The sequence below is a fragment of the Streptomyces sp. So13.3 genome, assembly GCF_005860785.2.
Lineage (GTDB): Bacteria > Actinomycetota > Actinomycetes > Streptomycetales > Streptomycetaceae > Actinacidiphila > Actinacidiphila fildesensis.
In genome coordinates, this window is sequence record NZ_CP048835.1 from 8,489,653 (window position 1) to 8,513,330 (window position 23,678).

Annotated in this window: 22 protein-coding genes; 13 read left to right on the forward strand and 9 right to left on the reverse strand. The window is 71.9% G+C overall.

The genetic code is table 11. The features are described from left to right. Positions 1–128 precede the first annotated feature (128 nt). Both C8250_RS37890 and C8250_RS37895 read left to right on the forward strand, forming a co-directional pair. On the forward strand, positions 129–1,169 hold the full coding sequence (locus C8250_RS37890; protein ID WP_244809631.1) for a DJ-1/PfpI family protein: 1,041 nt from the start codon (positions 129–131) through the stop codon (positions 1,167–1,169). Positions 1,170–1,301: 132 nt separating this feature from the next. Further along, positions 1,302–1,556 (forward strand): hypothetical protein, encoded by a 255-nt coding sequence (locus C8250_RS37895; RefSeq protein WP_138355625.1) that lies wholly within the window; start codon positions 1,302–1,304, stop codon positions 1,554–1,556. A 33-nt stretch (positions 1,557–1,589) separates the two neighbouring features. On the opposite strand, the gene C8250_RS37900 is transcribed toward C8250_RS37895, so the two are convergent. After that, on the reverse strand, positions 1,590–2,288 hold the full coding sequence (locus tag C8250_RS37900; protein WP_138355626.1) for a hypothetical protein: 699 nt from the start codon (positions 2,286–2,288) through the stop codon (positions 1,590–1,592). Between the two features lie 94 nt (positions 2,289–2,382). Then, the gene (locus C8250_RS37905) at positions 2,383–2,778 is read right to left on the reverse strand and encodes a TOBE domain-containing protein (protein WP_138355627.1); all 396 of its coding nucleotides are present in this window, start codon (positions 2,776–2,778) and stop codon (positions 2,383–2,385) included. Between the two features lie 208 nt (positions 2,779–2,986). On the opposite strand from C8250_RS37905, the gene C8250_RS37910 reads away from it, so the two are divergent. Continuing rightward, positions 2,987–4,216, forward strand: coding sequence for a phospholipase D-like domain-containing protein (locus C8250_RS37910; RefSeq protein ID WP_138355628.1), 1,230 nt, complete (start codon positions 2,987–2,989; stop codon positions 4,214–4,216). Here C8250_RS37910 and C8250_RS37915 read toward each other — a convergent pair. Then, positions 4,191–4,580: an STAS domain-containing protein gene (locus C8250_RS37915; protein WP_164293936.1), complete on the reverse strand. Its 390-nt coding sequence runs from the start codon at positions 4,578–4,580 to the stop codon at positions 4,191–4,193. The genes C8250_RS37910 and C8250_RS37915 overlap by 26 nt on opposite strands. A 247-nt stretch (positions 4,581–4,827) precedes the next feature. On the opposite strand from C8250_RS37915, the gene C8250_RS37920 reads away from it, so the two are divergent. After that, positions 4,828–4,977: a hypothetical protein gene (locus C8250_RS37920; RefSeq protein ID WP_164293935.1), complete on the forward strand. Its 150-nt coding sequence runs from the start codon at positions 4,828–4,830 to the stop codon at positions 4,975–4,977. Here the strand turns inward: C8250_RS37920 and C8250_RS37925 are convergent. Beyond that, complete coding sequence (locus C8250_RS37925) at positions 4,974–5,564, reverse strand: DNA-3-methyladenine glycosylase I (RefSeq protein WP_244809632.1); 591 nt, start codon at positions 5,562–5,564, stop codon at positions 4,974–4,976. The two genes, C8250_RS37920 and C8250_RS37925, sit on opposite strands and share 4 nt — an antisense overlap. A 227-nt stretch (positions 5,565–5,791) precedes the next feature. Between C8250_RS37925 and C8250_RS37930 the strand changes: the two genes are divergently transcribed. Continuing rightward, positions 5,792–6,184, forward strand: coding sequence for an AraC family transcriptional regulator (locus C8250_RS37930; RefSeq protein WP_187145145.1), 393 nt, complete (start codon positions 5,792–5,794; stop codon positions 6,182–6,184). Between the two features lie 94 nt (positions 6,185–6,278). Continuing rightward, a complete protein-coding gene (locus C8250_RS37935; RefSeq protein ID WP_138355630.1) occupies positions 6,279–6,689 on the forward strand; it encodes a VOC family protein in 411 nt (136 codons plus the stop codon). 65 nt (positions 6,690–6,754) lie between these two features. Here the strand turns inward: C8250_RS37935 and C8250_RS37940 are convergent, their stop codons facing one another. From C8250_RS37940 to C8250_RS37950, 3 genes are all read right to left on the reverse strand, one after another. Continuing rightward, positions 6,755–7,537, reverse strand: a complete 783-nt coding sequence (locus tag C8250_RS37940; protein WP_138355631.1) for a glucosamine-6-phosphate deaminase — start codon at positions 7,535–7,537, stop codon at positions 6,755–6,757. A 129-nt stretch (positions 7,538–7,666) separates the two neighbouring features. Beyond that, positions 7,667–12,382 (reverse strand): HEAT repeat domain-containing protein, encoded by a 4,716-nt coding sequence (locus C8250_RS37945; RefSeq protein ID WP_138355632.1) that lies wholly within the window; start codon positions 12,380–12,382, stop codon positions 7,667–7,669. Between the two features lie 73 nt (positions 12,383–12,455). Then, complete coding sequence (locus C8250_RS37950) at positions 12,456–12,773, reverse strand: hypothetical protein (protein WP_138355633.1); 318 nt, start codon at positions 12,771–12,773, stop codon at positions 12,456–12,458. A 257-nt stretch (positions 12,774–13,030) separates the two neighbouring features. On the opposite strand from C8250_RS37950, the gene C8250_RS37955 reads away from it, so the two are divergent. From C8250_RS37955 to C8250_RS37975, 5 genes are all read left to right on the forward strand, one after another. Beyond that, positions 13,031–13,732, forward strand: a complete 702-nt coding sequence (locus C8250_RS37955) for a phosphatase PAP2 family protein (protein ID WP_138355634.1) — start codon at positions 13,031–13,033, stop codon at positions 13,730–13,732. A gap of 332 nt (positions 13,733–14,064) precedes the next feature. After that, on the forward strand, positions 14,065–14,865 hold the full coding sequence (locus tag C8250_RS37960; protein ID WP_244809633.1) for a putative protein N(5)-glutamine methyltransferase: 801 nt from the start codon (positions 14,065–14,067) through the stop codon (positions 14,863–14,865). Between the two features lie 44 nt (positions 14,866–14,909). After that, on the forward strand, positions 14,910–15,431 hold the full coding sequence (locus C8250_RS37965) for a GNAT family N-acetyltransferase (protein WP_138355636.1): 522 nt from the start codon (positions 14,910–14,912) through the stop codon (positions 15,429–15,431). Between the two features lie 106 nt (positions 15,432–15,537). After that, complete coding sequence (locus C8250_RS37970) at positions 15,538–15,795, forward strand: hypothetical protein (protein ID WP_138355637.1); 258 nt, start codon at positions 15,538–15,540, stop codon at positions 15,793–15,795. Positions 15,796–16,003: 208 nt separating this feature from the next. Continuing rightward, positions 16,004–17,230 carry an aromatic acid exporter family protein gene (locus C8250_RS37975; RefSeq protein WP_138355638.1) on the forward strand — a complete coding sequence of 409 codons (1,227 nt, stop codon included), beginning with the start codon at positions 16,004–16,006 and terminating at the stop codon, positions 17,228–17,230. Positions 17,231–17,263: 33 nt separating this feature from the next. On the opposite strand, the gene glpK is transcribed toward C8250_RS37975, so the two are convergent. Together glpK and C8250_RS37985 are read right to left on the reverse strand one after the other, a co-directional pair. Further along, positions 17,264–18,778 (reverse strand): glycerol kinase GlpK, encoded by a 1,515-nt coding sequence (glpK, locus tag C8250_RS37980; RefSeq protein WP_138355639.1) that lies wholly within the window; start codon positions 18,776–18,778, stop codon positions 17,264–17,266. A gap of 105 nt (positions 18,779–18,883) precedes the next feature. After that, a complete protein-coding gene (locus C8250_RS37985; RefSeq protein WP_138355640.1) occupies positions 18,884–19,726 on the reverse strand; it encodes an MIP/aquaporin family protein in 843 nt (280 codons plus the stop codon). A 475-nt stretch (positions 19,727–20,201) separates the two neighbouring features. On the opposite strand from C8250_RS37985, the gene C8250_RS37990 reads away from it, so the two are divergent. After that, a complete protein-coding gene (locus tag C8250_RS37990; protein WP_138355641.1) occupies positions 20,202–21,533 on the forward strand; it encodes an MFS transporter in 1,332 nt (443 codons plus the stop codon). Then, the gene (locus C8250_RS37995; protein ID WP_138355642.1) at positions 21,530–23,443 is read left to right on the forward strand and encodes an alpha/beta fold hydrolase; all 1,914 of its coding nucleotides are present in this window, start codon (positions 21,530–21,532) and stop codon (positions 23,441–23,443) included. The genes C8250_RS37990 and C8250_RS37995 overlap by 4 nt, the downstream gene beginning before the upstream one ends. Positions 23,444–23,678 lie beyond the last annotated feature (235 nt).

The window sequence follows — 23,678 nt, forward strand, 5'->3', positions numbered from 1 at the left end:
TCCTCTGCTCGGGGAACGGGCCCGACCGGCCCTGGTGACTGTTCCAGCCTGCTCGCGGTGCCGGACGCCGCGCCATGTCGCTGAAGACAGGAACCCCACAGATGCGGACATGCGGCTACCGTGGACGGGTGCAGCGCCAAGTGATCGTCTTTGCCTTCGACGGGGTGCGGCTGATGGACGTCGCCGCTCCGCTGGAGGTCTTCGCCACCGCCGCGCGGGACACGGGCGCCTACGCCGTGCGGGTGTGCACCCCCGGGGGACGGGACGTCATCACCTCCACCGGCCTGCGGATCGCGGCCGACCTCTCCGCGGAGCAGGCCGAACGCACTCGGTGGACGGACGGGGACGCCCCGGCGGAAGCGGTTGGCCCCGGGGAGCGGGCGGGCCAGGAGGTCACGCTCATCGTCCCCGGCCCCGCCGAACTCGACACCCTCCGGAGGGAACCCGCCCTGGTCGAGCAGGTGGCTCGGCTGGCGGCGCGGGCGCAGCGCGTGGCGGCGGTCTGCACCGGGGCGTTCGCGCTCGCGGCGGCCGGCCTGCTGCACGGCCGCAGGGCGACGACGCACTGGGAGCACGCGGCGGAACTCGCCCGCCGGTACCCGGACATCCGGGTCACGCCCGATGCCATCCACGTCCAGGACGGGACCGTCCTCACCTCGGCCGGGGTGACGGCCGGCATCGACGTCTGCCTGGCGATGGTCGAACAGGACCACGGCCCGGAAGAGGCCCGCCGGGTCGCGCGTGACCTGGTGGTTTTCCTGCAACGGCCGGGAGGGCAGTCCCAGTTCTCCGCCGCCTCCCGCATCACCGCGACGCTCCACCCCGTCGTGCGTCCGCTGTTGGACGCCATCGCGGCCGACCCGGCGTCCGACCACAGCCCGCAGGCCCTGGCCGGGCAGGCCGGTGTGAGCCCGCGTCATCTGTCCCGGCTGTTCCGCGATCACACCGGCAGCACCCCGGCCGCGTACGTGGAGACCATGCGGCTGGAAGCCGCCCGGATGCTGCTGGAACGCGGCGAGAGCGTGACTTCCGCGGCCCGCCACAGTGGACTGGGCAGCGACGAGACCCTCCGCAGGACCTTCGCCCGCCACCTGGGAACCACGCCCTCCGCCTACGCCGCGCGCTTCCGCAGCACGCGCACCGAGGTTCCGCCGGCTCCGGCAACCTGACGTAACGCCTCGTGAACGCCTGTGGGGCCGGTCCCGTCCGGGGCCGGCCCCACGGGCAGTGTCAGACCTCCGCGGTAGCGTCGAAAACCGGTCCGTGAACCGGCGGACGGCGTATGGCTGAGGAGGACCACGATGGGAAACAGGATCACGGTCGACCGGCAGGGCCTGGGCCGGTCACTGACCCAATGGGGAGACGTCTACGGCACGTCCTACCAGCGCGACTTCGCCTCCCTCAGCCGATCCCACCGCGGCCGGCCCGTCGCCGAGATACTTCCCCTGCTGCGCCGGGCGGCCGAGAACGCGAGGCTCGGCTTCTCCCCGGCCGACCTGCTGGAACAGGCCGAAGCCATCAGCACCGGCGCTCCGTACGAGGTGCGGATCGGGTGAGGTGAGCGGTGGCGGGCCGGGGAGGCGGGCGAGTTACGGCCGGGGCTCGCCGAACCAGCGCCATGTGGTCACGCGGGGGTGGCCGGGCAGTTCGGCTCGCCCGGTCGCCCACAGCAGGGTGGGCCAGGGGTGGGTGGTCCGCGGCGCCTCCGGGAAGAGCCGGTCGAGCACGCGCGAGCAGATGTCGGTGGGCGGGGTCCAGGCGAGGCCGAGTCCCTCTGCCAGATCGTGGGTGTGCACCAGGGTCTCCACGATCCCCATCGCGGCGAACCCTTCCGGATCCGACACGCCGAAGCCGTGGAAGGCGCGAGTCCGCGATGGCGTCGTGCGCACCATGGCGACCAGCAGGGCACCGCACGCCTCCAGCACCTGCAGCAGTCCGTCAGGTCCCGCCGTACGGTCCGCGTGGACGGCGTTCGCCGGGCCACCGGGTCGCCGGCTCTCCCAGACGAACGGCACCTCACCCTCCAAAGGCGGTGTCCTGGGGCCCAGTTGAGCCGCGTAGGCGAACAGATCGTCGCTCAGGTGCTCGACGGTCTCCCAGCAATCCCACTCCAGCGAACCGGCCTTACCGTCCCAAGCCGTCGTGGGCGCGTTCCGCAGGGCGGCGACGGCGAGCTGGACCGACCGGTCGAGATCGTCCGCAGTCACGGCGGAAGGCGCGGATGACGGTGCGGCGGACGGCGACGCGGCGGCGGAGGGCGACGGTGAGGCTTCCGATGATGCAGACATGGCAGGACCGTACCCGGCCGGAAGCGTTGCGCGCCGCGCTGCGGTCCCGATCTGCGCGCCGCGCTGCCGTGCCGCTGACCGCTTCCGGATACGACTAGCGCTTGTCGATGTGCACGTCGGTCGACTTCACCCGGGCGGTGACGGTCACCCCGACCGCCAGCCCCAGCTCCTCCACGGCCTCCCGCGTCACCACCGACACGATCCGGTGCGGCCCGGCCTGGATCTCCACCTGAGCGGCCACATCGTCGAGCGTCACGCCCGTCACGATCCCGCTGAACGCGTTCCGCAGGGACGTCGCGACCGCGTCGGGCCCCGTCGGTACCCCGGCGGCCCGCTCCCCGGCGAACGCGGCCAGACTCACCCCGTCGATCACCCGGTTCCCCGGGCCGTGCCGGTCCATCCGGATCTGGCCACCGTCGGCCCATCGCCGGACCGTCTCGGGACTCACACCCAGCACTCTCGCTGCCTGGCCAATGCTGTAGGACGACACGTCCGCACGATACCCGTGCGCCGCGCGCCGGCGGCTTCCGATCCGCCGGATCCCGGACGCGCCACGGCACGGCCAACTTCGGCGGCAGCACCGGCAGGTGTGTACGTTGGCCCAGTCCAAACGGCTCACTTCGCTCCGAGATCCGGACATCGGTGCCGTACGGCGGGGCAGCACACACCTCAGCAGCTCTCTACGCAGGAGAATCCGCATGACGACCGTCGAGGACCACGAGCAGACGCTGCCCGGGGCCGGTGCGCCAACGGTGCCGGGCGAGCTGTCGTACCCGGAACGGAAGCAGCGGATACGGCGCCGGCTGGAGCGGCTCATCGGTATCGCGGCGACCGAGAACAACGCCCTGGTGCCGCTGCGCAACGGTGACGAGATCTTCGCGGCGATGCTGGGCAGCATCCGGGCGGCGCGGTACACGGTCGACATGATGACCTTCGTCTACTGGCGCGGTGCGATCGCCCGGGAGTTCGCGGCCGCGCTCGCCGGCCGGGCCCGCGAGGGCGTGCGGGTCCGGCTGCTGCTGGACGGATTCGGCAGCCGGCTCATCGAGCAGGAACTGCTGGACGAGATGGAGCAGGCCGGGGTGCAGGTCGCCTGGTTCCGCAAGCCGCTGTGGCTCTCACCGCTCAAGCAGAACCACCGCTGCCACCGCAAGGTCCTGGTCGTCGACGAGTCGACCGGGTACACCGGCGGCGTGGGCATCGCCGAGGAGTGGTGCGGCGACGCCCGCGACGAGAAGGAGTGGCGCGACACCCATGTGCAGGTGCGCGGCCCGGCGGTGGACGGTATCGCGGCGGCGTTCGCCCAGAACTGGGCCGAGTGCCACGCCGACCTCTTCGACGACCGTGACCGCTTCATCGAACACGCTCCGCAGGGCGACGCGATCGTCCAGGTGGTGCGCGGCTCCGCCAGCTTCGGCTGGCAGGACATGCAGACCCTGATCCGGGTGGTCATCGAGTCGGCCCAGGAACGTCTGCGCCTGGCCACCGCGTATTTCGCACCCGACGCCTTCTTCATCCATCTGCTGTGCGAGGCGGCCCGGCGTGGGGTGGAGGTGGAGATCCTGCTGCCAGGACCTCACACCGACAAGCGGGTGTGCCAGCTGGCGGGGCAGAACTTCTACGAGGAGCTGGTCGCGGCCGGAGTGAAGATCTGGCAGTACCAGCCGACGATGATGCACGCCAAGGTGATCACCATCGACCATGTCGCCTCGCTCATCGGGTCGACGAACTTCAACCGGCGCTCGCTGGACCATGACGAAGAGGTCATGCTGGCCGTTCTCGACGAGACCTTCACCGCCACCCTCGACGGGCACTTCGAGGAGGACCGGGCGGTCAGCGAACTGATCGAATCCGGCTCGTGGAACCGGCGTTCCTCCATGCAGCGGCTTCAGGAAGTCGCGGTCATCCCGATCCGGCGTTTCCTGTGATGCCGGTGGCGCCGGGAGGCAGCAGGAGTCCGGCGGCCTCCTCGACGCCGTCGGTCAGCGTGAGGACCTGGTCGGCGCCGGTGAGTTCGAGGGTGCGCAGCAGCTGATCGCTCGGCGCGGCCAGGACCAGGGAGCCGCCGCGGTCGTCCAGGGTCTGCCGCAGGCTGAGCAGCAGCCCCAGTCCGCGTGAATCGCAGAAGCTGAGTTGGCCGCAGTCCAGGATCAGCCGCACCTGGCCGGTGTCCAGCACCGATGCGGTGGCATCGGCCAGCACCTGCTCGCTGTCCAGGTCCAGTTCACCGACGACCGCCAGAACGGCCACGCCGTCATGACGGTGTATCCGTCGCGCCTGCAAGCGCGTCATGGAGCACTCCCACTCGAAGATCGACTGCCCCGTGCCGTCATTCTGCCAGGCGGTCCGCCTCCGGTCAGGCGCTTCGCACACTTGTGCCCTCGTGCACCGATGGAACCCGGCCGGACCAGCAGAACAGGACCGGGGCCGGGGACTGGGATGGAGTGGTGAGTGGTCCCCCGGCCTTCCGGAGACCTTTCGGGAGCCTTTCCCGGAGCACGTCCCAGAACAGTGTCCAGAGCACATCCGAGGAGAAGCGATGATCACCATTGTGTGTCACTGCGGCGACAACATCGGCCTCCCGAGCGGGACCGAAACCGATCAGGACGATGGGCGTATCTACCACGGTGACGACGACGGCAGGCCCACGGCCTGCCCGCTCGACGACGAAGGGGAGATCCGCGCCTAGCGAGACGTGGGCCGGCCCTGGGCCGTGCACGTCGTGGCGTGGTCGTTCACGACGCCGACCGCCTGGAGATAGGCATAGGTGATGGTGGTGCCGACGAAGGTGAAACCACGCCGCTTCAGGTCCTTGCTCAGCCGGTCGGAGAGATCGGTGCGCGCCGGCAGCGGATCCGTGGGCCGGGGACGGTTGACCACGGGCGTGCCGTCGACCCACTGCCACAGGTAGGTGTCGAAGGAGCCGAACTCCTCGCGTGTCGCGATGAAGGCGCGGGCGTTCTTCACCGTGGAGGCGACCTTGAGACGGTTGCGGACGATACCCGCATCGGTCATCAGGTCGTCCAGCTTGGCCTGCTCGTACCGGACGATCTTCCGGTAGTCGAAACCGTCGAGGGCCTTGCGGTAGTTCTCGCGCTTGTTCAGCACCGTGGACCAGGACAGACCCGCCTGGGCGCCTTCCAGGAGCAGCAGCTCGAACAGATAGGCGTCGTCATGGGACGGGACGCCCCATTCGGTGTCGTGATAGTCGGCCATGAGCTCGGAGCCCTCGGACCAGGCACAACGGGTGACGGTACCGGCGGTCGCTGCGCTCACGGGCTGTCCTCGGGGCTGCTGGGTCGGGCAGGGAATGTCGGGCAGGGCATACGGACTCGGCCGCCGCCCCGGAACTGCCGGCCCGGGGCGGCCGCCGGTCCGGATACACCGGATGCTACTGCGGGGCACTGACAGTCGCGGGTGCGCGACACCGCACTGCGGGGTGGTGGCGCGCACGGGCCGCCGGATCTTCTCCGGACGCCGCGGAACCGTGGTGTGATGGCGCCGTGAGCAGCGCAGCAGAAGAGACCAACCGCCGCATGCTGCGGGCCCGGGACGCGATGGACCGTGCCTACGCGCAGCCGCTGGACGTCGCGGCCCTGGCCCGGATCGCCCATGTGTCGCAGGCCCACTTCGCCCGCACCTTCCGGGCCACGTTCGGGGAGACGCCGCACCGCTATCTGCAGCGCCGCCGGGTCGAGCGCGCGATGTTCCTGCTGCGGGAGACCGACCACAGCGTGACGGACATCTGCTTCGAGGTCGGCTTCGGCAGCCCGGGGACCTTCAGCCGCACGTTCCGGGACATCGTCGGCCGGTCACCGAGGACGTACCGCAAGGAGGCGGCGGCCGCGAACGTACCGACGTGCTTCACGATGGCGTGGACGCGGCCGAGCGCCTGACCGCAGTCACTGCCCGTCGGCGCTGTCGGGCCCCTCCGGAGACCGAGCAGTTTTGGATAAGTTTTCGCCCGGCCCGCTCGGTAGCGTGATGCACATGTTCACCGCAATCACGCACTCACAGATCTACGTCCTCGACCAGGACGAAGCCCTCGACTTCTACGTCGGTAAGCTCGGCCTGGAGGTCGGAGCCGACATCGACATGGGCTTCATGCGCTGGCTGACCGTCAGCATCCCGGGTCACCCCGAGCGGCAGATCCTGCTGGAGAGGCCGGGCACTCCGGCGATGTCCGAGGAGACGGCACAGCAGGTCCGCGAGCTGGTGACCAAGGGCGCCATGGGCGGCCACCTCATCTTCAGCACGGACGACTGCCGCAAGACGTACGAGACGCTGCTGAGCCGGGGCGTCGAGTTCACCGAAGAACCCACCGACCGCCCGTACGGAATCGACTGCGGCCTGCGCGACCCCTTCGGCAACAGCATCCGCTTCACCCAGCCGAAGGCCTGAGGCCCCTCCGGGTCACGACCGCTCCAGCGGCTGCTGTCGGACAGCAGCCGCTGGAATGGCACGGACTAGAGGAACTGCCAGGTGGGCTTCGCCGCGTACGTGGCGCGGAAGTAGTCCGCGAGCTTGAGGCCGGACGCGGCCGCTTCGTCGATGACGACGGTGGCATGCGGGTGCAGCTGCAGCGCCGAGGCCGGCACCATCGCGGACAGCGGGCCCTCCACGGAGAGCGCCACGGCCTCGGCCTTGGCCTCGCCGGTCGCCAGCAGCACCAGGTGGCGCGCTTCCAGGATGGTGCCGATGCCCTGGGTGATGACGTGGTGCGGAACCTCGTCCAGCGAGTCGAAGAACCGGGCGTTGTCCACGCGGGTCTGCTGGGTGAGCGTCTTGATGCGGGTGCGGGAAGCGAGCGAGGAGCAGGGCTCGTTGAACCCGATGTGCCCGTCCGTGCCGATGCCGAGCAGCTGCAGGTCGACACCGCCCGCGGCGGCCAGCGCGCGGTCGTAGTCGGAGCTGGCGGCGGCGACGTCCTCGGCGGTGCCGTCGGGGCCGATGAAGGACGCCTCGGTCAGTCCGAGCGGCTCGACGACCTCGCGAAGCACCACCGAGCGGTAGGACTCGGGGTGCCCCTTGGGGAGGCCCACGTACTCGTCGAGCTGGCAGATGCGTGCCCGCGAGGCGTCGAGGGTGGCGGCGCGGACCCGGGCGGCCAGCGCTTGGTAGATCGGCAGCGGCGTCGATCCGGTGGCAACGCCGAGCAGGGCGTCGGGCTTGCGGGCGAGCAGGCCGGCGATCGCGGAGGCGATGAGTTCGCCGCCCGCTTCGGCGTCCGGAACGATCACTACTTCCATGCTGATTCCACCGTTCTGAGGCATACATATCGTGGTGTAGACCAATTTACCGGAGGAGGGCGGCGGACGGGGCGGCGGTCCAGCACTCGGAACCCGCGGTACGGCAAAGGTTCACGACCAGGTCACGCGCTATCCGCCGGCCGCCAGGATCCGTTCCAGCACGTCGGCATAGCGCGTCCGCCGGTCCGGTCGGGCGTGGTCGGCCGCGTACCGCAGAGCGGGGACCGCCGGTGCGCCCATGACGATCAGCCCCTCGGCCGCTGTCTTCCGGACAACGGGATGGGCGTGCTCCAGCAGTCCGGTGATGGCGGGGATCGCGGGCTCCCAGCGCGCGTGGCTCAGGGCCAGGACCGCCGTGCGGACGACATTCGGCTCGGGGTCGTCCAGCAGCACCGAGGTGTGCCGCAGATACGTCCGCCGGTCGAGCACCGTCCGTGAGGTCCGGTGGGCGTGCAGGCGCACCCTGGGCCGGGGATGGCGCAGCAACTCGCCGATCAGTTCCGTCAGTTCGGCATCGTCGGGGTGTGCCCCGGCCAGCCGGGTGAGCGCCCGGCGGATCTGGTCGGGGGTACCGGTACGGGCCAGGTTCATCATCTCGTCCCGGGACGGACCGGGCACGGCTCCTCCCGGCGTGTCCTGGGCGCGGGCGCGGAGCGCCGCCAGAGCGGCGGCGTCCTGCGGCCCGGCGTCCGGGCCGCGCAGGGGGCCCTCGACGAGAAGGAGCCCGTCAGCGAGAGCGTCGTGGCCCTCGGCGCGCAGCCGCCGGCAGATCCGTTCCAGCGCGGGGGTGCGCAGCGGCGCACGGCCGGTGAGCAGATCGAGGAATCCCCAGGCGCCGGCGTCCAGGCGGCCGGCCAGGTGCTCGGCCAGCGCATCGGCGGGCACCCGGCGGAGCAGGTCACGGGCGGTCGGACGGAACGCGGGCGAGCCGTGCTCCCAGTACTCCAGCAGCAGCGGGACCAGCGGAAGCAGATCCCCCTGGTGGAGCTGCCCGGCCACGCGGGTCACCCGGTCGGGCAGGATCTCCGGGCCGCGCAGTTCGACCAGGCCGATGCCGGTCAGCAGACGCGCCACCTCACCGCCTACCCGCACCGTGACACGGCCACGGAGGAACGCCCGCAGTACGAGAAGCCGGGTCTCCGGCTCGGGCCACTCCAGGAGCGCCCCCGCGGCGGTGTCCCGGCGGTCCCGGTCGGCGGAGTCCAGCAGGGTCAGCAGGCGCTCCCGAAGGGCGGTCGAACGGGGCTGGTCCAGGTCGTCGACCCGTACGGTGCGCGGTGCGGGGACTGCCTCGCGGGCGGTCTCGGCGAGGGTCCAGGCCGGTGCGTCGAGCGGCTGGAGATCCGTCATCCAGTCGAGGAGCGCATCGCGCGCGCAGGGGCGGGCGAAGGCGTACGCGTCGACCAGCGCGGCCAGCCGCTGCCGGGAGCCAGGGACGTCGTCGTTGCGGTGGCGCAGCTCCTCCAGTGCCAGGGTGCTCGGGGCGCGTACCGCGGAGTCCAGCGCGCCCTGCCATGCGGCGACCTCGGCGGATGCCTCGGCGGCCTCCCGGGTGCCGGCCCGGGCGGGGGAGTGAGGGTCCGGAAGGACGGTGAATGCCTCCCGCAGGACAGCGGACTCGGCCTGCCAGGCGTCGGCACCGAGCCGGGCCGCGGCGAGCGCCTGGTCGAGGTCGGTGCGCAGCAGTACCGCTCCGCACCGGCGCAGCAGCGTCAGCGTGCAGCGGTCGCCTGCCGGAGCGGGCGGCAGCGCGCGCACCGCGTCGGCGAGAACCGACCTCCCGACGGCGGACAGCTTCGGTGCGAGGGCTTCGAGAACGGCGAGGAGGGCGTCGCGATCGGCGGCCGCGAGGGCGCCGGGTCCGCCGGCGAGTTCGTCGAGCACGACTCCGGTGGAGCGGGACAGGACCGTCAGCTCGTCGTCCGTCCACGGCGCCGGGCACAGGCGCAGGGTGAACCGCAGGACAGGGCCTCGGACGCGGGGTTCCGCGGCGGCCAGCCGGAGCCAGTCAGCCAACAACGGGCGCAGCGCCGTCAACTGCCCGGCGGTCGGCGGATCCGGCCGCTCGGCGATACGGAGGGCGACCGAGGGGTCCCAGCCCCGGGTCGTCAACGACCGTACGTCGCGGTCCGGTTGACCGTCCCCCGCCGGCCGGCTGCCGGGAGGTACGTCGATTCCGTGCCGGGTCATGGCCGTTGCCAGATCCTCGACGGTTCCGGCCGTGAGGTGGACCCGGCCGGCTGCCACCAGGGCGAGCAGAGCGGGTGCGACAGGGGAGGCCTGGTGCTCCAGCGCGCGGACCGCGCGTGCGGACAACTCGCCGTCGAGGCCCGCCAGCAGCAGTCCCCGGGTGCGGTCTTCCCCGTGGTGACCGGATCGGGGCCCGGAGTCGTGCCCGGAATCGTCCTCCGGAGGGTGCTCGGCGGCGGCGAGGACGGTCGCCGCGTACGCGGCGCCGAGGATGGCGCGCAACGCTGCGACCAGTGCGTCACGTAGCCCCGGATTGTCGTGGTGGCCGAGCCGGAACAGCAGTTTCGGCACCGTCGCCGGCGTGCCCACCAGGGCCAGGACCCCGGCGGCGGTCTTCTTGATGTTCATGTTCGGATGGTCGAGACACGCGGCGACCGCACCGGCGGCCCCGCGGGCCCGCGCATGGCCCAGGGCCAGCAGCGCCTGCCGTACCGTCTGGATGTCCTGGACGTCCCGGGTGGCGGTCAGCGCGATCAACGACGCCGACAGCGCCTGGGCGTCGTCGCCGGTGGTGTCACGGGCGAGCAGCGCGATCACGTGCTTGCGCACCTGCGGGTCGCGATTCCGCAGCAGGCGGTGCACCCGTCGGCGGGTGCGCGCGTAGGGCACCCGCAGCAGCAGTTCGAGCAGGATCGTCCGCTCACCGTCCGACACGCCCGGCCGGTCCAGCAGATCGAGCGCCATGCTCGCGACCAGCGCATGACCGGCCGCCCGCGCGGTCGTGGCGTCGAGCAGACAGGCAGGCCGGATCCTCCCGCGTTCGTGGAGACGAACCCCCAGAGCACACACGGCATTGAGGACTTCGTCGGGAACCGCAGGCTCGCCGGCCGGCGGCCGGTCGCGGACGGGCCGCGCCGCGCCGCTCGCCTCCTCGGCCGCGAGATCGGCCACGACGCGCAGCAGGAGGTCCGCGACGACCGGCAGGGTGCCGACGGCCGCGTGGGCGGCCAGTCTGCACAGGGAGGCGACCGGCTCGTCCGGGTCCAGATGGGAGCTCAGGAGCGCCAACTCCTGTTCGTCCGGGCCGCCGAGGTCGGCCGCGATACGGCGGGGGAGATCGGCGGCGTCGAGACGGCCGAGGAGAGCGCGCCGCTGCTCCGGATCGGTCGTCAGCAGCCAGAGCAGTTCCAGGGCGCGCTCGCGTACGGCGCGCAGGTGAGGTGCGATGACCCCCGGGTTCTCCGCTCCGGCGAGACCGAGCCCTTCCCGCAGCGCCGCCACCGTCCGGTGCCCGCCGATGGCTTCCAGGGCGTCGAGAGCAGCCGCGGGCACCGAGGTCAGGTGCGCGATCACCGTGTCCTCGGCGCCGGTGTGCCGCAGCCTGCGGATCGCGTCGAGCAGCGGTCCTGGCTCGGGAGCGGACGGAAGCAGACGCGTGATCGCCTCCCCGATCCGCGGCTCCTCGCTCCCGGACCCCTGCTCGGACAGAGCGACGAGCAGGTCCATCCTCCGTGGCCGGTCGGGGTCGGCGGCGGCTGTCTCCCGCTCCAGCAGGACATGGGCCATGGTCCGACGGCAGGTGAACAGGATCGTCGCGAGCTCACCGGCCGGAATCGAGTGATCGGCCAGCGCCAGGCCGACGATGGCCGGCACGTCCGTCTCCGTGGGGAAGTGCCCGCGCCGGTGGAGACCCCGCAGACACGTCACCACCGGTGCGGCGAACAGCAGCGGGTCCTGCGCGGCGCTCGCGGTCAGGCGGGCGATGTCAGCACGGTCGGCCAGGTCGCCGAGGAGTTCCATCGCGCGCCGCCGGAGAGCCGGCGACAGGTCGGGATCGTCGACGACCCGCAGGAGGTGGTGGCGGTGCCCGTGCCGGGCCGCGGTCGTGAGCGCGGCCTCGGCTGCGGCCGGCCCGGCGTTCGCCGAAGCCGGGCCGAGAAAGGGGGCCAGCAGCCCGGCCGGCAACCGATCCAGCGCCGCCCATGGCTCGGCTAGCTCCTTGAGCACGTCGGCCGTGACGTCGGTGACGTCCGTGGTTCCGGCACCGAGCAGCCGCATCAGCTGTTCGCGGACCAGCGCCGGAGCCAGCAGCCCGGCGTGCAGGCCCTGCCGGGCCAGTCGCAGCGCCGCGGCCGTCAGCACCGGGTCGTCGGTGCGCGCCAGCTCGTCCACGAGCTGCCCGGGTCGGTGCGCGTCGGCGACGGATGCTCCCCGTACGGCCTGGTACAGCAGCTCTCCCGGCGGTTCCTCGCGGAGCGCCGCCGGATCGTTGAGGAGCTCCGCGCGCAGCCAGGCGATCCGCACCCGCACCGGCAGCGGCGCCGCACGCCACAACGGCCAGGGCCGCCCGTCGAGGTGCGGCCCCAGCCGTTCGTAGAGTCCTGCCAGTACGAGCGCCGCCTCCGGCGGTCCGGCCGCCGATCCCGGCAGCTGCGCGGCGAACGCGGCCGACTCGACGTCGTCGGGTCGGGGGTCCGAGGCGAGCCGCTCGCTCAGCAGGGTCAGCCCCAGGTACCGGACCCGGGGATTCTCGTGCCGGACGAGACGTCCGAAGACGTCCGGCGAACAGTCCCGCACGTCCAACCGGGCCGCCAACCGGACGATGTCGGCCCGGCGGAGCGCATCGTGGAAATCTTGGTCTGCCGGAGTCGTCATCACCGGATGCTAGCCGCGGCGATTCCGGCTCCACCAGCCGGTTTCCGGTAGCGGGTATCCGGAGGACCCGGCCTCAGTTCACATCGATCGCGGTGATCACGGGATTCCCCAAGGGCGCGGACTGCTCGTCCAGACCGGCGCCGCGCAGCGCGCTCTCGGCGAGGGCGAGGGCCTCCGCACGTGCTGTACCGCTGTTCTCCGCCTCCACTTCCAGACGGAGGGTGAACGTGGAGGTGTCCGGGTTCAGGCTCAGCGCGTCGAGGTCCGCGGACTCGCCCTCCGCGACTTCATGGGGATCGGTGCCCTGGAGAGCGGCCAGGATCTTCCCCCTGGTCTCAGGGGTGAGCGGCGCCTTCAGGGTGCCCGGCAAGGAGACGACGAAATTACTCATGAGCGTCGACTACCCACTGCCGGGCATTTCCCACCAGGCCGGTGCCGGTGAAGCGCCCGGACGGGGCACAGCGTGCGCGGCGGCCCCTGGGCGACATTCCCGCAGGCGGCGGGCCATGGACGGGAGTCCGCGTCGATCGTTCCCCGGGAACGGTCCGGCCGTTCCAATCGTCTACAGTGCTGTAGACAGACAGCTCCGCCGCGGGCCGCCGGTAACGGACCGTGCCGGGCGCTCGGTGGGTGAGGAGGCAGGCCGGCATGATCGCGAACCGCGTCGACCCCGGCGATACGCGGCCGCGCGCCCACTTCCCGCTCTCCCTGGCCGCCGCCGCGGTCTGCGCAGGGGCCTTCGTCCTGCTGGCGGTGTTCGTCCTCATCCGCCACGGAGCGCCGTTCCCCGGGGACGGGGCCGCGCACACCTGGTCGATGGTCCACCGGCCGCACCTCGCGTTGACCGTGGCGCGCCGGATCACCGCGAGCGGTACGGGGTTCTGGCCGTACGCGATGGCGGTGGCCGCCGGGCTGATCGTGGGGCGTGACACCCGGCAGCGGATGTACGCGGTACTCGGGGCCGCGGTCTTCCTCGGCGTCGGGCAGGCCGTCCGGTACGGCCTGATGGAAGCGATCGGCCGGGCCCGGCCGGCCGTCGGCGACTGGGCCGGCCACGCGTCCGGCTTCGCTTTCCCGTCCGGGCACGCCACCACCTCGGCGATGGCCGCCGGTCTGCTGGCCTGGGCCGCGGCCGTCCGCGGCCGCCCGGCGGTCGCGCGAGTGTGCTGCGCCGTTCTGCTGTGCTGGGCCGCGGCCGTCGGCGGCACCCGGGTCTACCTCGGCATGCACTGGCCGAGCGACGTCCTTGCCGGATGGCTACTGGCCGCGGCGTGGATCGGTCTCGGCGCGACCCTTTACGCGCGGTACTTCGCGCGCCGTGGCCTGGATGGCGGCAGGCCCCCGAACTGACGATGCGTCACCCTGCCGCCGGTCAGCGGACGGCGTAGCCCCGCAGGCCGTTCTCGACGAGATCGAAGGCGGCCTTGGCCCGTGCCACCGCGTCCTCGTACATGGCGCCCGGGCGGGCCGTCGCGTTCACCGGGGTGCCGCTGCCGCCCGGCCCGGGTCAGGTACAGTGTTGCCGTCGTTACCAATGATCAACTGAGGAGGTGGGACCCATCACCGCTGTATCAGGTCGGGTGCTCCCCCTTCGCGGCCGTGCGGCTCACCGTCAGGCATAGGTGACCCGCGGGAGCGCCCAGAGGCGTTCCGAAAGGCTCATCGTGCCGGCTTCACCATCAGTGTTTCCCTTCCCCGCCATCGTCACCAGGCTTCGCGCCGCCGGCTGTGTGTTCGCCGAGGACGAGGCGGAGTTGCTCGTCTCCACCGCACGGACCCCCGCCGAACTCGCCGCCATGGTGGAACGGCGCGTCGTCGGTCTGCCCCTCGAACACGTCCTCGGCTGGGCGGAGTTCCACGGCCACCGGTTCGTCGTCGACCCCGGGGTCTTCGTGCCCCGCCGCCGCACCGAGTTCCTCGTCGATCAGGCGGCGGCCCTGCTCCGGCCGGGGTCCGTGGTCGTCGACCTGTGCTGCGGCTCGGGCGCCCTGGGCGCCGCGCTGGTGTCCGACCGGAACGGGGACCCGGGTTCCGGGCCCGGCCCGGTGGAGTTGTACGCCGCCGACATCGACCCGGCCGCGGTGCGGTGCGCCCGGCGCAACGTCGACGCCGTCGGTGGCCAGGTGTACGAAGGGGACCTCTACGCGCCGCTGCCCGGTCCGTTGCGGGGCCGGGTCGGAATCCTGCTCGCGAACGTGCCGTACGTACCGACCGAAGAGATCGAACTGCTCCCCACGGAGGCCCGGGTCCACGAGGCCCGGGTGGCACTCGACGGCGGTACCGACGGACTGGACGTCCTGCGGCGGGTGACCGCGGAAGCGGCCCGTTGGCTGGCCCCGGGCGGCCATCTGCTCTTCGAGACCAGCGAGCGGCAGGTACCGGAGGCCGTCGGCATCGTCGCCCGCGACGGACTGATTCCACGGGTGGCAACTTCGGAGGAGCTGTACGCCACCGTCGTCATCGGCACCAGGCCGCCGGGGTAAATCCGGGTGTGCTCCCGGCAGCGCGCGTGATACTCCTCGATGCCATGGAAGATCTTGTGACGGCGCGGCTGGTGCTGCATCCGATGAGCGTCGTCGAGGCGCGGCAGGTGATGGCGGGAGTGCCCGGGGAGGGGGCCCGGTGGGCGCCGGGGTATCCGGACCAGGGGGATGTCGCCGGCGCCCGGCGCTTCCTGAACACCTGTGAGCAGAGCGGGGATCCCCAGCCGTTCGGCGCGTACGAGCTCCGCCGCCGCGAGGACGATCTGGTGATGGGCGGGCTGGGTTTCCACGGCCCCGCGGACGAGAACGGAGGCGTGACCATCGGCTACGGCCTGGTCCCGGCCGCCCGGGGGCACGGCTACGCGGGCGAGGCGCTGCGCGCACTGCTGGTGTTCGCGCGCGCCCGCGGCATTTCCCGCGTGCACGGTGACACCGCGCGGGAGAACATCGCGTCGCAGTGCGTCATGGCCGCGGCGGGCATGCGGCTCGTCGCGGAGGACGAGCGGCTGCGGTACTACACGATCGAGTGGACGGGGATGCCCGGGACGACCTCGGAGAACGCCTGACCGCGCCCCGGTGGCACCGGCTGCCCGCCCTCACGCTGCTACGTCCCGGAGGGTGGGTTGTTCATGGTTTGCGTGCCCTCTCGGCGTCCCGCGCGTTACATCGATCATGAACGTTCGTCGATTTCTCACTGCCGCCGCCGCAAGTTCCGCGCTTCTTGCCGCCGCCGCCCCCTGTGCCCAGGCTCTTGACTTCGGAGGAACCCTGAGTGGCACGGCGCAGACCGCCGCGACCACCGGCCAGCAGGCCAAGGAAGCGGCGCAGGGCGTCGTCGGAGACAAGCTGGACAGGAAGGTGGGAGCGGTCAAGGACACCGTGAAGGCGGGCAAGGACGCGGTGAAGGCCGGCCACGAACTGGTCAGCTGAGCGCACCCGCAGTTCGGGCGCCGTCTCCCGGTCCTCCTGTTCCTCCCGGTCGGCGACCGGGTGACGCTGCCGGCGACACCAGGAGGATGCGTCGCGGCCCGGACCGGCGCGGGTAACTTCACACCCACGCCGGTCCGCCCGAAGCCCCGTGCCGGTCACCGGCTCAGGTCCGATGCCTGAGCCCTCCATGATCGGGAAGGGGTGGGAGATGCCCGTCGTACCTGATCCCGTCGTCAAACTCGTCCAGAGGTCCAACGAACCGGTCGTCGCCCAGACCCTGCGCTCCACCGCGGCAGCGGTCATCGCCTATCAGGCCGCGGTGTGGCTCACCCCCCAACCGGCCCCTCTGACGGCGCCGCTGACCGCGCTCCTCGTCGTCCAGGTCACCCTGTACGCCACACTGACGACGGGGATCCGCCGCGTCAACGCGGTGGTGGCCGGCGTCCTCATCGCGAGCGCCTTCAGCTCCCTGGTCGGGCTGAACTGGTGGACTCTGGGCCTGACGATCCTCACCTCGCTGGTCATCGGACGCTTCGTACGGGTGGATGAGTTCGTCCCCGAGGTCGCGATCAGCGCCATGCTCGTCCTGGGTGTCAGCCAGGTGGCGAACACCGCGTGGGACCGCATCCTGGAGACCCTGATCGGGGCCGGCGTGGGTCTGCTGTTCAACCTCCTGTTCGCGCCACCCGTCTGGGTGGAGTCCGCGGGGGAGTCCATCGAGGGGCTGTCCCGCCGCATGGGCCGGCTCTTCCGCGACATCGGCGCCGAGCTGTCCGGGCACACCCCCGTCGAGCGCGCCGCCGGCCGGCTGCACGAGGCCCGCCGTCTCGACCACGACATCGTCGAGGTGGACGCCTCCCTGCGGCAGGCGGAGGAGAGCCTGCGGTGGAACCCGCGGGTCCGCGAGGGGCTGCTGTCCCGGGTCGTCCTGCGGACGGGCCTGGACACGCTGGAGATCTGCGCCGTGGTGCTGCGGGTCCTGACCAGGACGCTGACGGACCTCGCGAAGGAGCGCACCGAAGAGGCGCTGTTCCCCGCCGACGTGGCGGTCGCGCTCAACGAACTGCTGCGCCATGTGGCCATCGCCATCGAGAACTTCGCCGTGCTGATCACCACGCAGGTCAGCGCCAACGCGGAGGAGGCGGAGGACGAGCTGAGCCGGGCGCTCGAGCAGAGCGGCGCGCACCGCGAAACGGTGGCGCATCTGCTGCTGGACAAGGTGCGCGAGCACCCGCGCCAATGGCAGCTGCACGGGGCGCTGCTGGCGGAGATCGACCGGATCCTGGACGAGCTGGACGTGGAGAAGCGCTCGGTCCGGCTGGTGGAGGAACTCGACCGTTACTCCCGTGAGCAGCGCGAGCGCTTCCCGCGCCTGGACACCTTCAAGCGGCGCCTGCTGGGCTCGGGTCCGCGCCTCTCCCGGGCCGATCCGTGATGCCGGATACGAGCCCGCAGGGGTGTCGGGCGGTCAGTCGACCTTGACCCAGTCCAGGGTGCGTTCCACCGCGCGCTTCCAATCCGCGTAGCCCGACTCGCGGCGGTCCTCGTCCCATTCGGGATCCCAGCGGTGGGCCTGGTTCCAGTTGGCCCGCAGCTCGTCGGTGTCGCGCCAGAAGCCCACGGCCAGGCCGGCCGCGTAGGCCGCGCCCAGCGCCGTGGTCTCGGCGACCTGCGGACGGATCACGGGCACGCCCAGTACGTCCGCCTGGGTCTGCATGCACAGGCTGTTGGCGGTGACGCCGCCGTCGACCTTCAGTACGGCCAGGTCGACACCGGAGTCCTTGGCCATGGCCTCGACGACGTCGCGGCTCTGGTAGCAGATCGCCTCCAGGGTGGCCCGCGCGATGTGCGCGTCGTTGTGGAAGCGGGCCAGACCGACGATGGCGCCGCGCGCGTCGGAGCGCCAGTACGGCGCGAACAGGCCGGAGAACGCGGGCACGAAGTAGACGCCCGCCGAGTCCTCGACACGGCGGGCCAGGGTCTCGCTGGCCGCCGCGTCACCGATGATGTGCAACTGGTCCCGGAGCCACTGCACCGCGGATCCGGTCACCGCGATCGAACCCTCCAGCGCGTAGACCGGGTCCTGGCCGGCGAATTGGTAGGCGACGGTGGTCAGCAGCCCGTGCTGGGAGCGCACCGGACGGTTGCCGGTGTTGAGGAGCAGGAAGTTGCCGGTGCCGTAGGTGTTCTTCGCCTCGCCCTCCGCGAAGCAGACCTGGCCCACGGTGGCGGCCTGCTGGTCACCGAGGATTCCGCTGATCGGTACGCCTGCCAGCGGGCTGACGTCGGGCGACTGACCGTACCCGGCCGGTTCGCTGGACGGTTTGATCTCCGGGAGCATGGCGCGGGGGATGGCGAAGAACGACAGGAGTTCGTCGTCCCAGGCCAGCGTCCGCAGGTCCATCAGCATGGTGCGGGAGGCGTTGGTGACGTCCGTGATGTGCACGCCGCCCCTCGGGCCGCCGGTGAGGTTCCACAGCACCCAGGTGTCCATCGTGCCGAAGAGCGCGTCGCCGCGCTCGGCGTCCGCGCGGACCCCGTCCACGTTCTCCAGGATCCACTGGACCTTGCCGGCGGCGAAGTAGGTGGCAGGCGGCAGCCCGGCCTTGGCGCGGATCACCTCGCCCTTGCCTTCGCGCTCCAGGGCGCTGGCGATCCGGTCGGTGCGGGTGTCCTGCCAGACGATGGCGTTGTAGTACGGCCGCCCGGTGTGCCGGTTCCACACCAACGTCGTCTCGCGCTGGTTGGTGATGCCGAGGGCGGCCAGGTCGCTCGCCGCCAGATGGTGCTTGTTCATGGCGGTGGCGACGACCGAGCGGGTGCGCTCCCAGATCTCCACCGGGCTGTGCTCCACCCAGCCGGCCTTGGGCAGGATCTGCTCGTGTTCCAGCTGATGGCGGCCGACCTCGTTACCGCCATGATCGAAGATCATGAAACGGGTGCTCGTCGTGCCCTGGTCGATCGCGGCGACGTAGTCCGCCATGTCGGTTCCTCCACGCGTGATCGCTGCTGACGGCCGGCCGGGACGGCCGGTGGAACGGCTCCGTGCCGGGGACGGGATCCGGGTATCTGTCGGAGACGGCCGCGGTCACTCGTCCTCGGGCAGGATGCTGCCCGCCGGCTGTTCGGCGTGCTCCGGCAGGAACGGTCTGACGACGTAGTGGTAGACGGCGGCGCCGATCGGGCCGCCGATGAGCGGGCCGACGATGGGCACCCAGAAGTAGAGATCGCCGTACTGGTCGCGCCACGCGCTGTTGTAGCCGGTGATGTAGCTCGCCAGCCGCGGACCGAAGTCACGGGCCGGGTTGATCGCGTACCCGGCGTCGGTGCCGATGGCCATGCCGATCGCCACCACGAGGAACCCGATCAGCAGGGGGCCCAGGTTCGCCTTGGGAGCGGTGTTGAGTACATCGGTCAGCGCCATGATGACGAGCAGCAGGATGGCCGTGCCGATGATCTGGTCGCGGAGCGCGCCCCATTCGCTGATCGGGAAGACGCCGTTGCCGGGCAGGGTGGAGAACACCCCCTGGGTCTTGATGGTGTGACCCGGGTCCGCCTTGGCGAGGACTTCGGAGGAGTTCCAGCGCACCAGCAGCGCGGCGGTGAAGGCTCCCGCCGTCTGTGCCAGCGCGTACGGGGCGACCCTCGCCCATGGGAAGCCGCGGAAGATGGCCAGCGCGAGGGTCACGGTCGGGTTGAGATGCGCGCCCGACAGCCGTGCCGCGACGTACACACCGAAGGTGACGCCGAACCCCCACGCCCACGCGATGCTGTCGTGGTCGCCCAGGTCGGCGGCGACGACCTGGGCGACCACTCCCACGCCGAACAGGATGAGCACCAGGGTGCCGAGGAACTCGGCGAGCAGTTCGCCCAGCAGCCGGTGCGAGGCCAGCCGGCCCACCACTTTGGGAGCATCTGTCGTATCGGCCATCGGTCCAGCCCTTCCCGACGCGTGGGCCCGCTCCCCGTCGCGGTGCCGGTACTGCGATGTGCCGGCGTCACGACGTGTCGGTGGACCCGCTTCCGACTCACGTCTGACCCATTCGACAGGTACAGCGGCCCGGCGGCACCGCGGGGAGCCCCTCGTGCTGCCGAACGAGTGACGCGGCGCTTCCCGCCGCCCCGCGGCGGCCAAAGGCCGAGGTCATGGAGGGGCGGCGGGGCGCGGCCGTTCCACCGGGGAAGAGAAGTCCGCAGAAAGCCCGAGAGGACTTGAGTCGTGCTCGAATACCGGTCGAATCGTGGCCAATTCTTTCTCAATGGCACGTCAACTCGAAGTAATGGATCGTATGTTCATATTGCGGAGCCGGAATCCGCCTCGCTACGCTTCCGGGGATTCGAGAGGAAACACTCCCCTTTTCCCCATCTCTGCGGGTATTCCGCCCGGGACGTAGGACGGCCTCGCCATGACCGCTGCACGTCGCACGTCGCCCGGCAGCCAGTCCCGGGACTTCTGGCTGTACTGGTCGGCGGGCACCTCCGACGCGCTCGGCACCCAGGCCTCGGGCCTGGTACTCCCGCTGCTGCTGCTCGGTCTCGGCTCGTCGCCCGGCACCGTCGGCGTCCTGGCCTCGGTCTCCGCGATCGGTGGACTGCTGGCCGGGCCGCCCGCGTCCGTGCTGGCCGACCGGCGCTGGCGACGGGGGATGATGGTGGGATCCGCGCTGGTGGCGGCAGGTGCGATGGGTGCGATAGCCGCTGCCGCGGCCTGGGGCCGGCCCTCGCTGCTCCTTCTGTGCTCGGCCGCGCTCGTCGAGCGGGTGGCCACGGCGTGCTACGAGGCGGCCGCCCGCGGGACGCTGGTCACCGTGGTGGCGCCGGTCCACTATCCGCGTGCCATCGCGCGGCTGGAGGCGGGGGAGCAGGGCGCGCTGGTGGCCGGCCCCGCGCTGGGCGGCCTGCTGTTCCCGCTGGCCCGCTGGCTGCCGTTTCTCATGGACGCTCTTTCCTATGTGTTCTCCGCTCTCTGCGTACGGGCCATCCGAGCCGATCTCAATCCGCACCAGAAATCGGAGGATTCGCCTCCGCGCTTTACCGAAGAATTCCTGGCCGGATTACGTTTCGTGCGCAACGAATCGTTTCTTCGATTTGTGCTGCTGTGGACGGCAGGCGTCAACGGGCTCTTGACAGCGCTGTATTACGGCGCGGTGTTCAGCATCCGCGGCCAGGGCTCCGGCACCGCGTCCACCGGTCTCGTCCTCGCGCTGTCGGGGGCCGCCGGGCTGGTCGGCGCCGCCGCCGCGCCCCGGCTCGCACGGCGGATCCCCGCCGCGCGGATCGTGATCGCCGCCTCCTGGACCATGGTGCCGGTCGCCGCCGGCCTGGCCTTCGCCACCCACGCCTGGGTCTACGGCCTGCTGTTGGGCTCCGTGTCGCTGACCGTCCCGGCGGTCGCGGTCGTCCTGCACTCGCGGGCCGTCCTGGTGACCCCCGACCAGCTCCAGTCCCGGGTCGGCACCACGCTGGACACCGCCTGCGGAGTCGCCTCCGTCCTGGCCCCGGCCGCCGCCGGACTGCTCACCGACCACCTCGGGTCCACCCGTACGGCACTGCTCTGCGCGGCCGGGCTGGCTGTGCTCGCCGCCTACGCCACCGCGACCGCGGCCCGCCGGTTCCTGCCCTCGGACCACGACCCCGACCGTGAACCCGGCTCCGACAACGACCCGGCCACCGACCCGAACCACGACCCCGCCCTGCTGTCCCGTCCCCAGCCGCTGGAAGCCGGTGAGCCCTCATGAGCGATCTGCCCGCCGTCCCCGCCACCCCCGTCGGCCGGGACTCCGGACTGGGCTACCAGGTCTACCGGCCCGTGCTGCCCGCCACCTGCCGGCGGTCGCCCGGTCTGATGGTGCTCACCGGGGACGTCGACGGCCGCTGCGAGGTCTTCGCGTGGGACGCCGCCACCGGCGCCGCCCGCCAGGTCACCGACCGCCCGTACGGCACCCTGCTGTACGCCATCGACGCCGATGCCGTCATCTGGTGGTTCGACGAGGACCGGAACGGCCGCGGCACCTGGTGGATCCAGCCCTTCTCCGGCGGTCCCGACACCCCGGGGCTGACCGGCACCGGACCTGGCCGCCCCTGCGGGCTGGCCGTCAGCGACAGCGGGACCGTCGCGCTCGGGCTCGGGGACGAGCACGGACTGCGCGTCCACCTGGGCCCCCGGGGCGGCGCCGGACGCGAAGTGCTGCGCACCGACGGTCACGGCCTGCTGGTCGATCTCGCCCCGGCGGGCGACCTGCTGGCCGTCGCGCGCGGTGCGGCCGGAAAGGACGCGGTCACCCTGCTGACACCGGACGGCGCTGTGGTGGAGAGCCTGCCGGGCACCGACGGTCGGCTGTGGGCACTTGGCTTCGCCCCCGGGCGCAGCACCCCCGAACTGCGCCCCGGGCGCAGCACCCCCGAACTGCTGCTCGTCGCCGAGCGCGACGGCCGCTACGTGATCGCCACCTGGCGCGCCGACACCGGACTCGAACTGCACCGCTGGTGCTCCTTCGACACCGAGATCACCGCCCGCTGGTGCCCGCAGGGCCGCACGGTACTGGTCCGCCAGGACCGGCACGGCCGCAGCAGGCTGGTCACCGCGGACCTCGACCGGCGTGAACTGGCGCCCGTCGCCGTCCCCGTGGGCACCGTGCTCGACGCGGCCCCGCAGCCCGGCGGCGATGTGCACTACCTGTGGACCGACGCGCTCACCCCGCCGCGCACCCGCTCCCTGCTCGGTGCGCCGCTGCCCGGTCTCGAGGCGGTACCGCCGCCGATCGCCGGCCGCGCCGACGATGTGTGGACCCAGGGTCCCGACGGCCCCGTGCACACCCTGCTCACCGTGCCCAGCGGCACGGCGGGACCGTACCCGCTGGTCTTCCTGGTGCACGGCGGCCCCGCCGCGCACGACCGGGACGCCTACGACCCGGCCGTGCACTCGCTCGTGGAGTCCGGCTTCGCCGTCGCCCGCGTCAACTACCGCGGCTCCACCGGCTACGGACCGCGCTGGCGGGCCGCGTACGGACAGGGCGTGGGACTGACCCAGGTCGCCGATCTCGCGCTGGTCCGCGCCGACCTGGTGCGCCGCGGCATCGCCCGCGCGGACGCGATCGGCCTGTGGGGGACCTCCTGGGGCGGCTACCTGGTGCTGCTGGCGCTGGGCACCCGTCCCGACCTGTGGCAGGCGGCCGTCGCGGTCAAACCGCTGGCCGACTGCGCGACGGCGTTCGCGGCCGGCACCCCGGCGCTGCGCGCCCTGGACACCGAGCTGTTCGGCGGCACCCCGCTGCAGGTGCCCGAGATCTACGCGCGTTCGTCCCCGTCGAGTTACGCCGCCTCGGTCCGGGCACCGCTGCTGGTGGTCGCCGCGACCCAGGACGCCAAGTGCCCGCCGGAACAGGTCGAGACGTATCTGGCGGCGCTGCGCGCCTCCGGCGTCCGGCACGACGCGCTGTGGCTGGACAGCGGTCATGACGGGCACGACGGCGGCGACCACGTACAGGTGCTGCACCGGGCGCTGGTCTTCCTGGACCGGCATCTGCGCGGCCCCCGTCGTCCGCAGCGCGCCGCGTACGAAGAGCTCCCCGCCCCGTCAGGGGTGGGGGCCAGGGGACCGGCGGCCGAACCCGCCGGTTCCACCCGCCGGAACGCAGAGAGGAGGTAGCCACCATGCAGAAGGACGTCATCCACAACGATCCGCTCGAGGACGAGGCGGAGAACCGGAAGCCGGGCGTGGGGGTGGTCATCAGGATCCCCTTCCGTAACGCCGACGAGCCGGAGAACAGCTGAGTCCGGAGGCCGGCCCGGCTCAAGCCGCCGGGCCGGCCCACTCCGCACCACCCGATGCACCCCGTTACCGAATCCCTGTGCTGAACCCCTGTGCGACGAGGAAGAGAAGA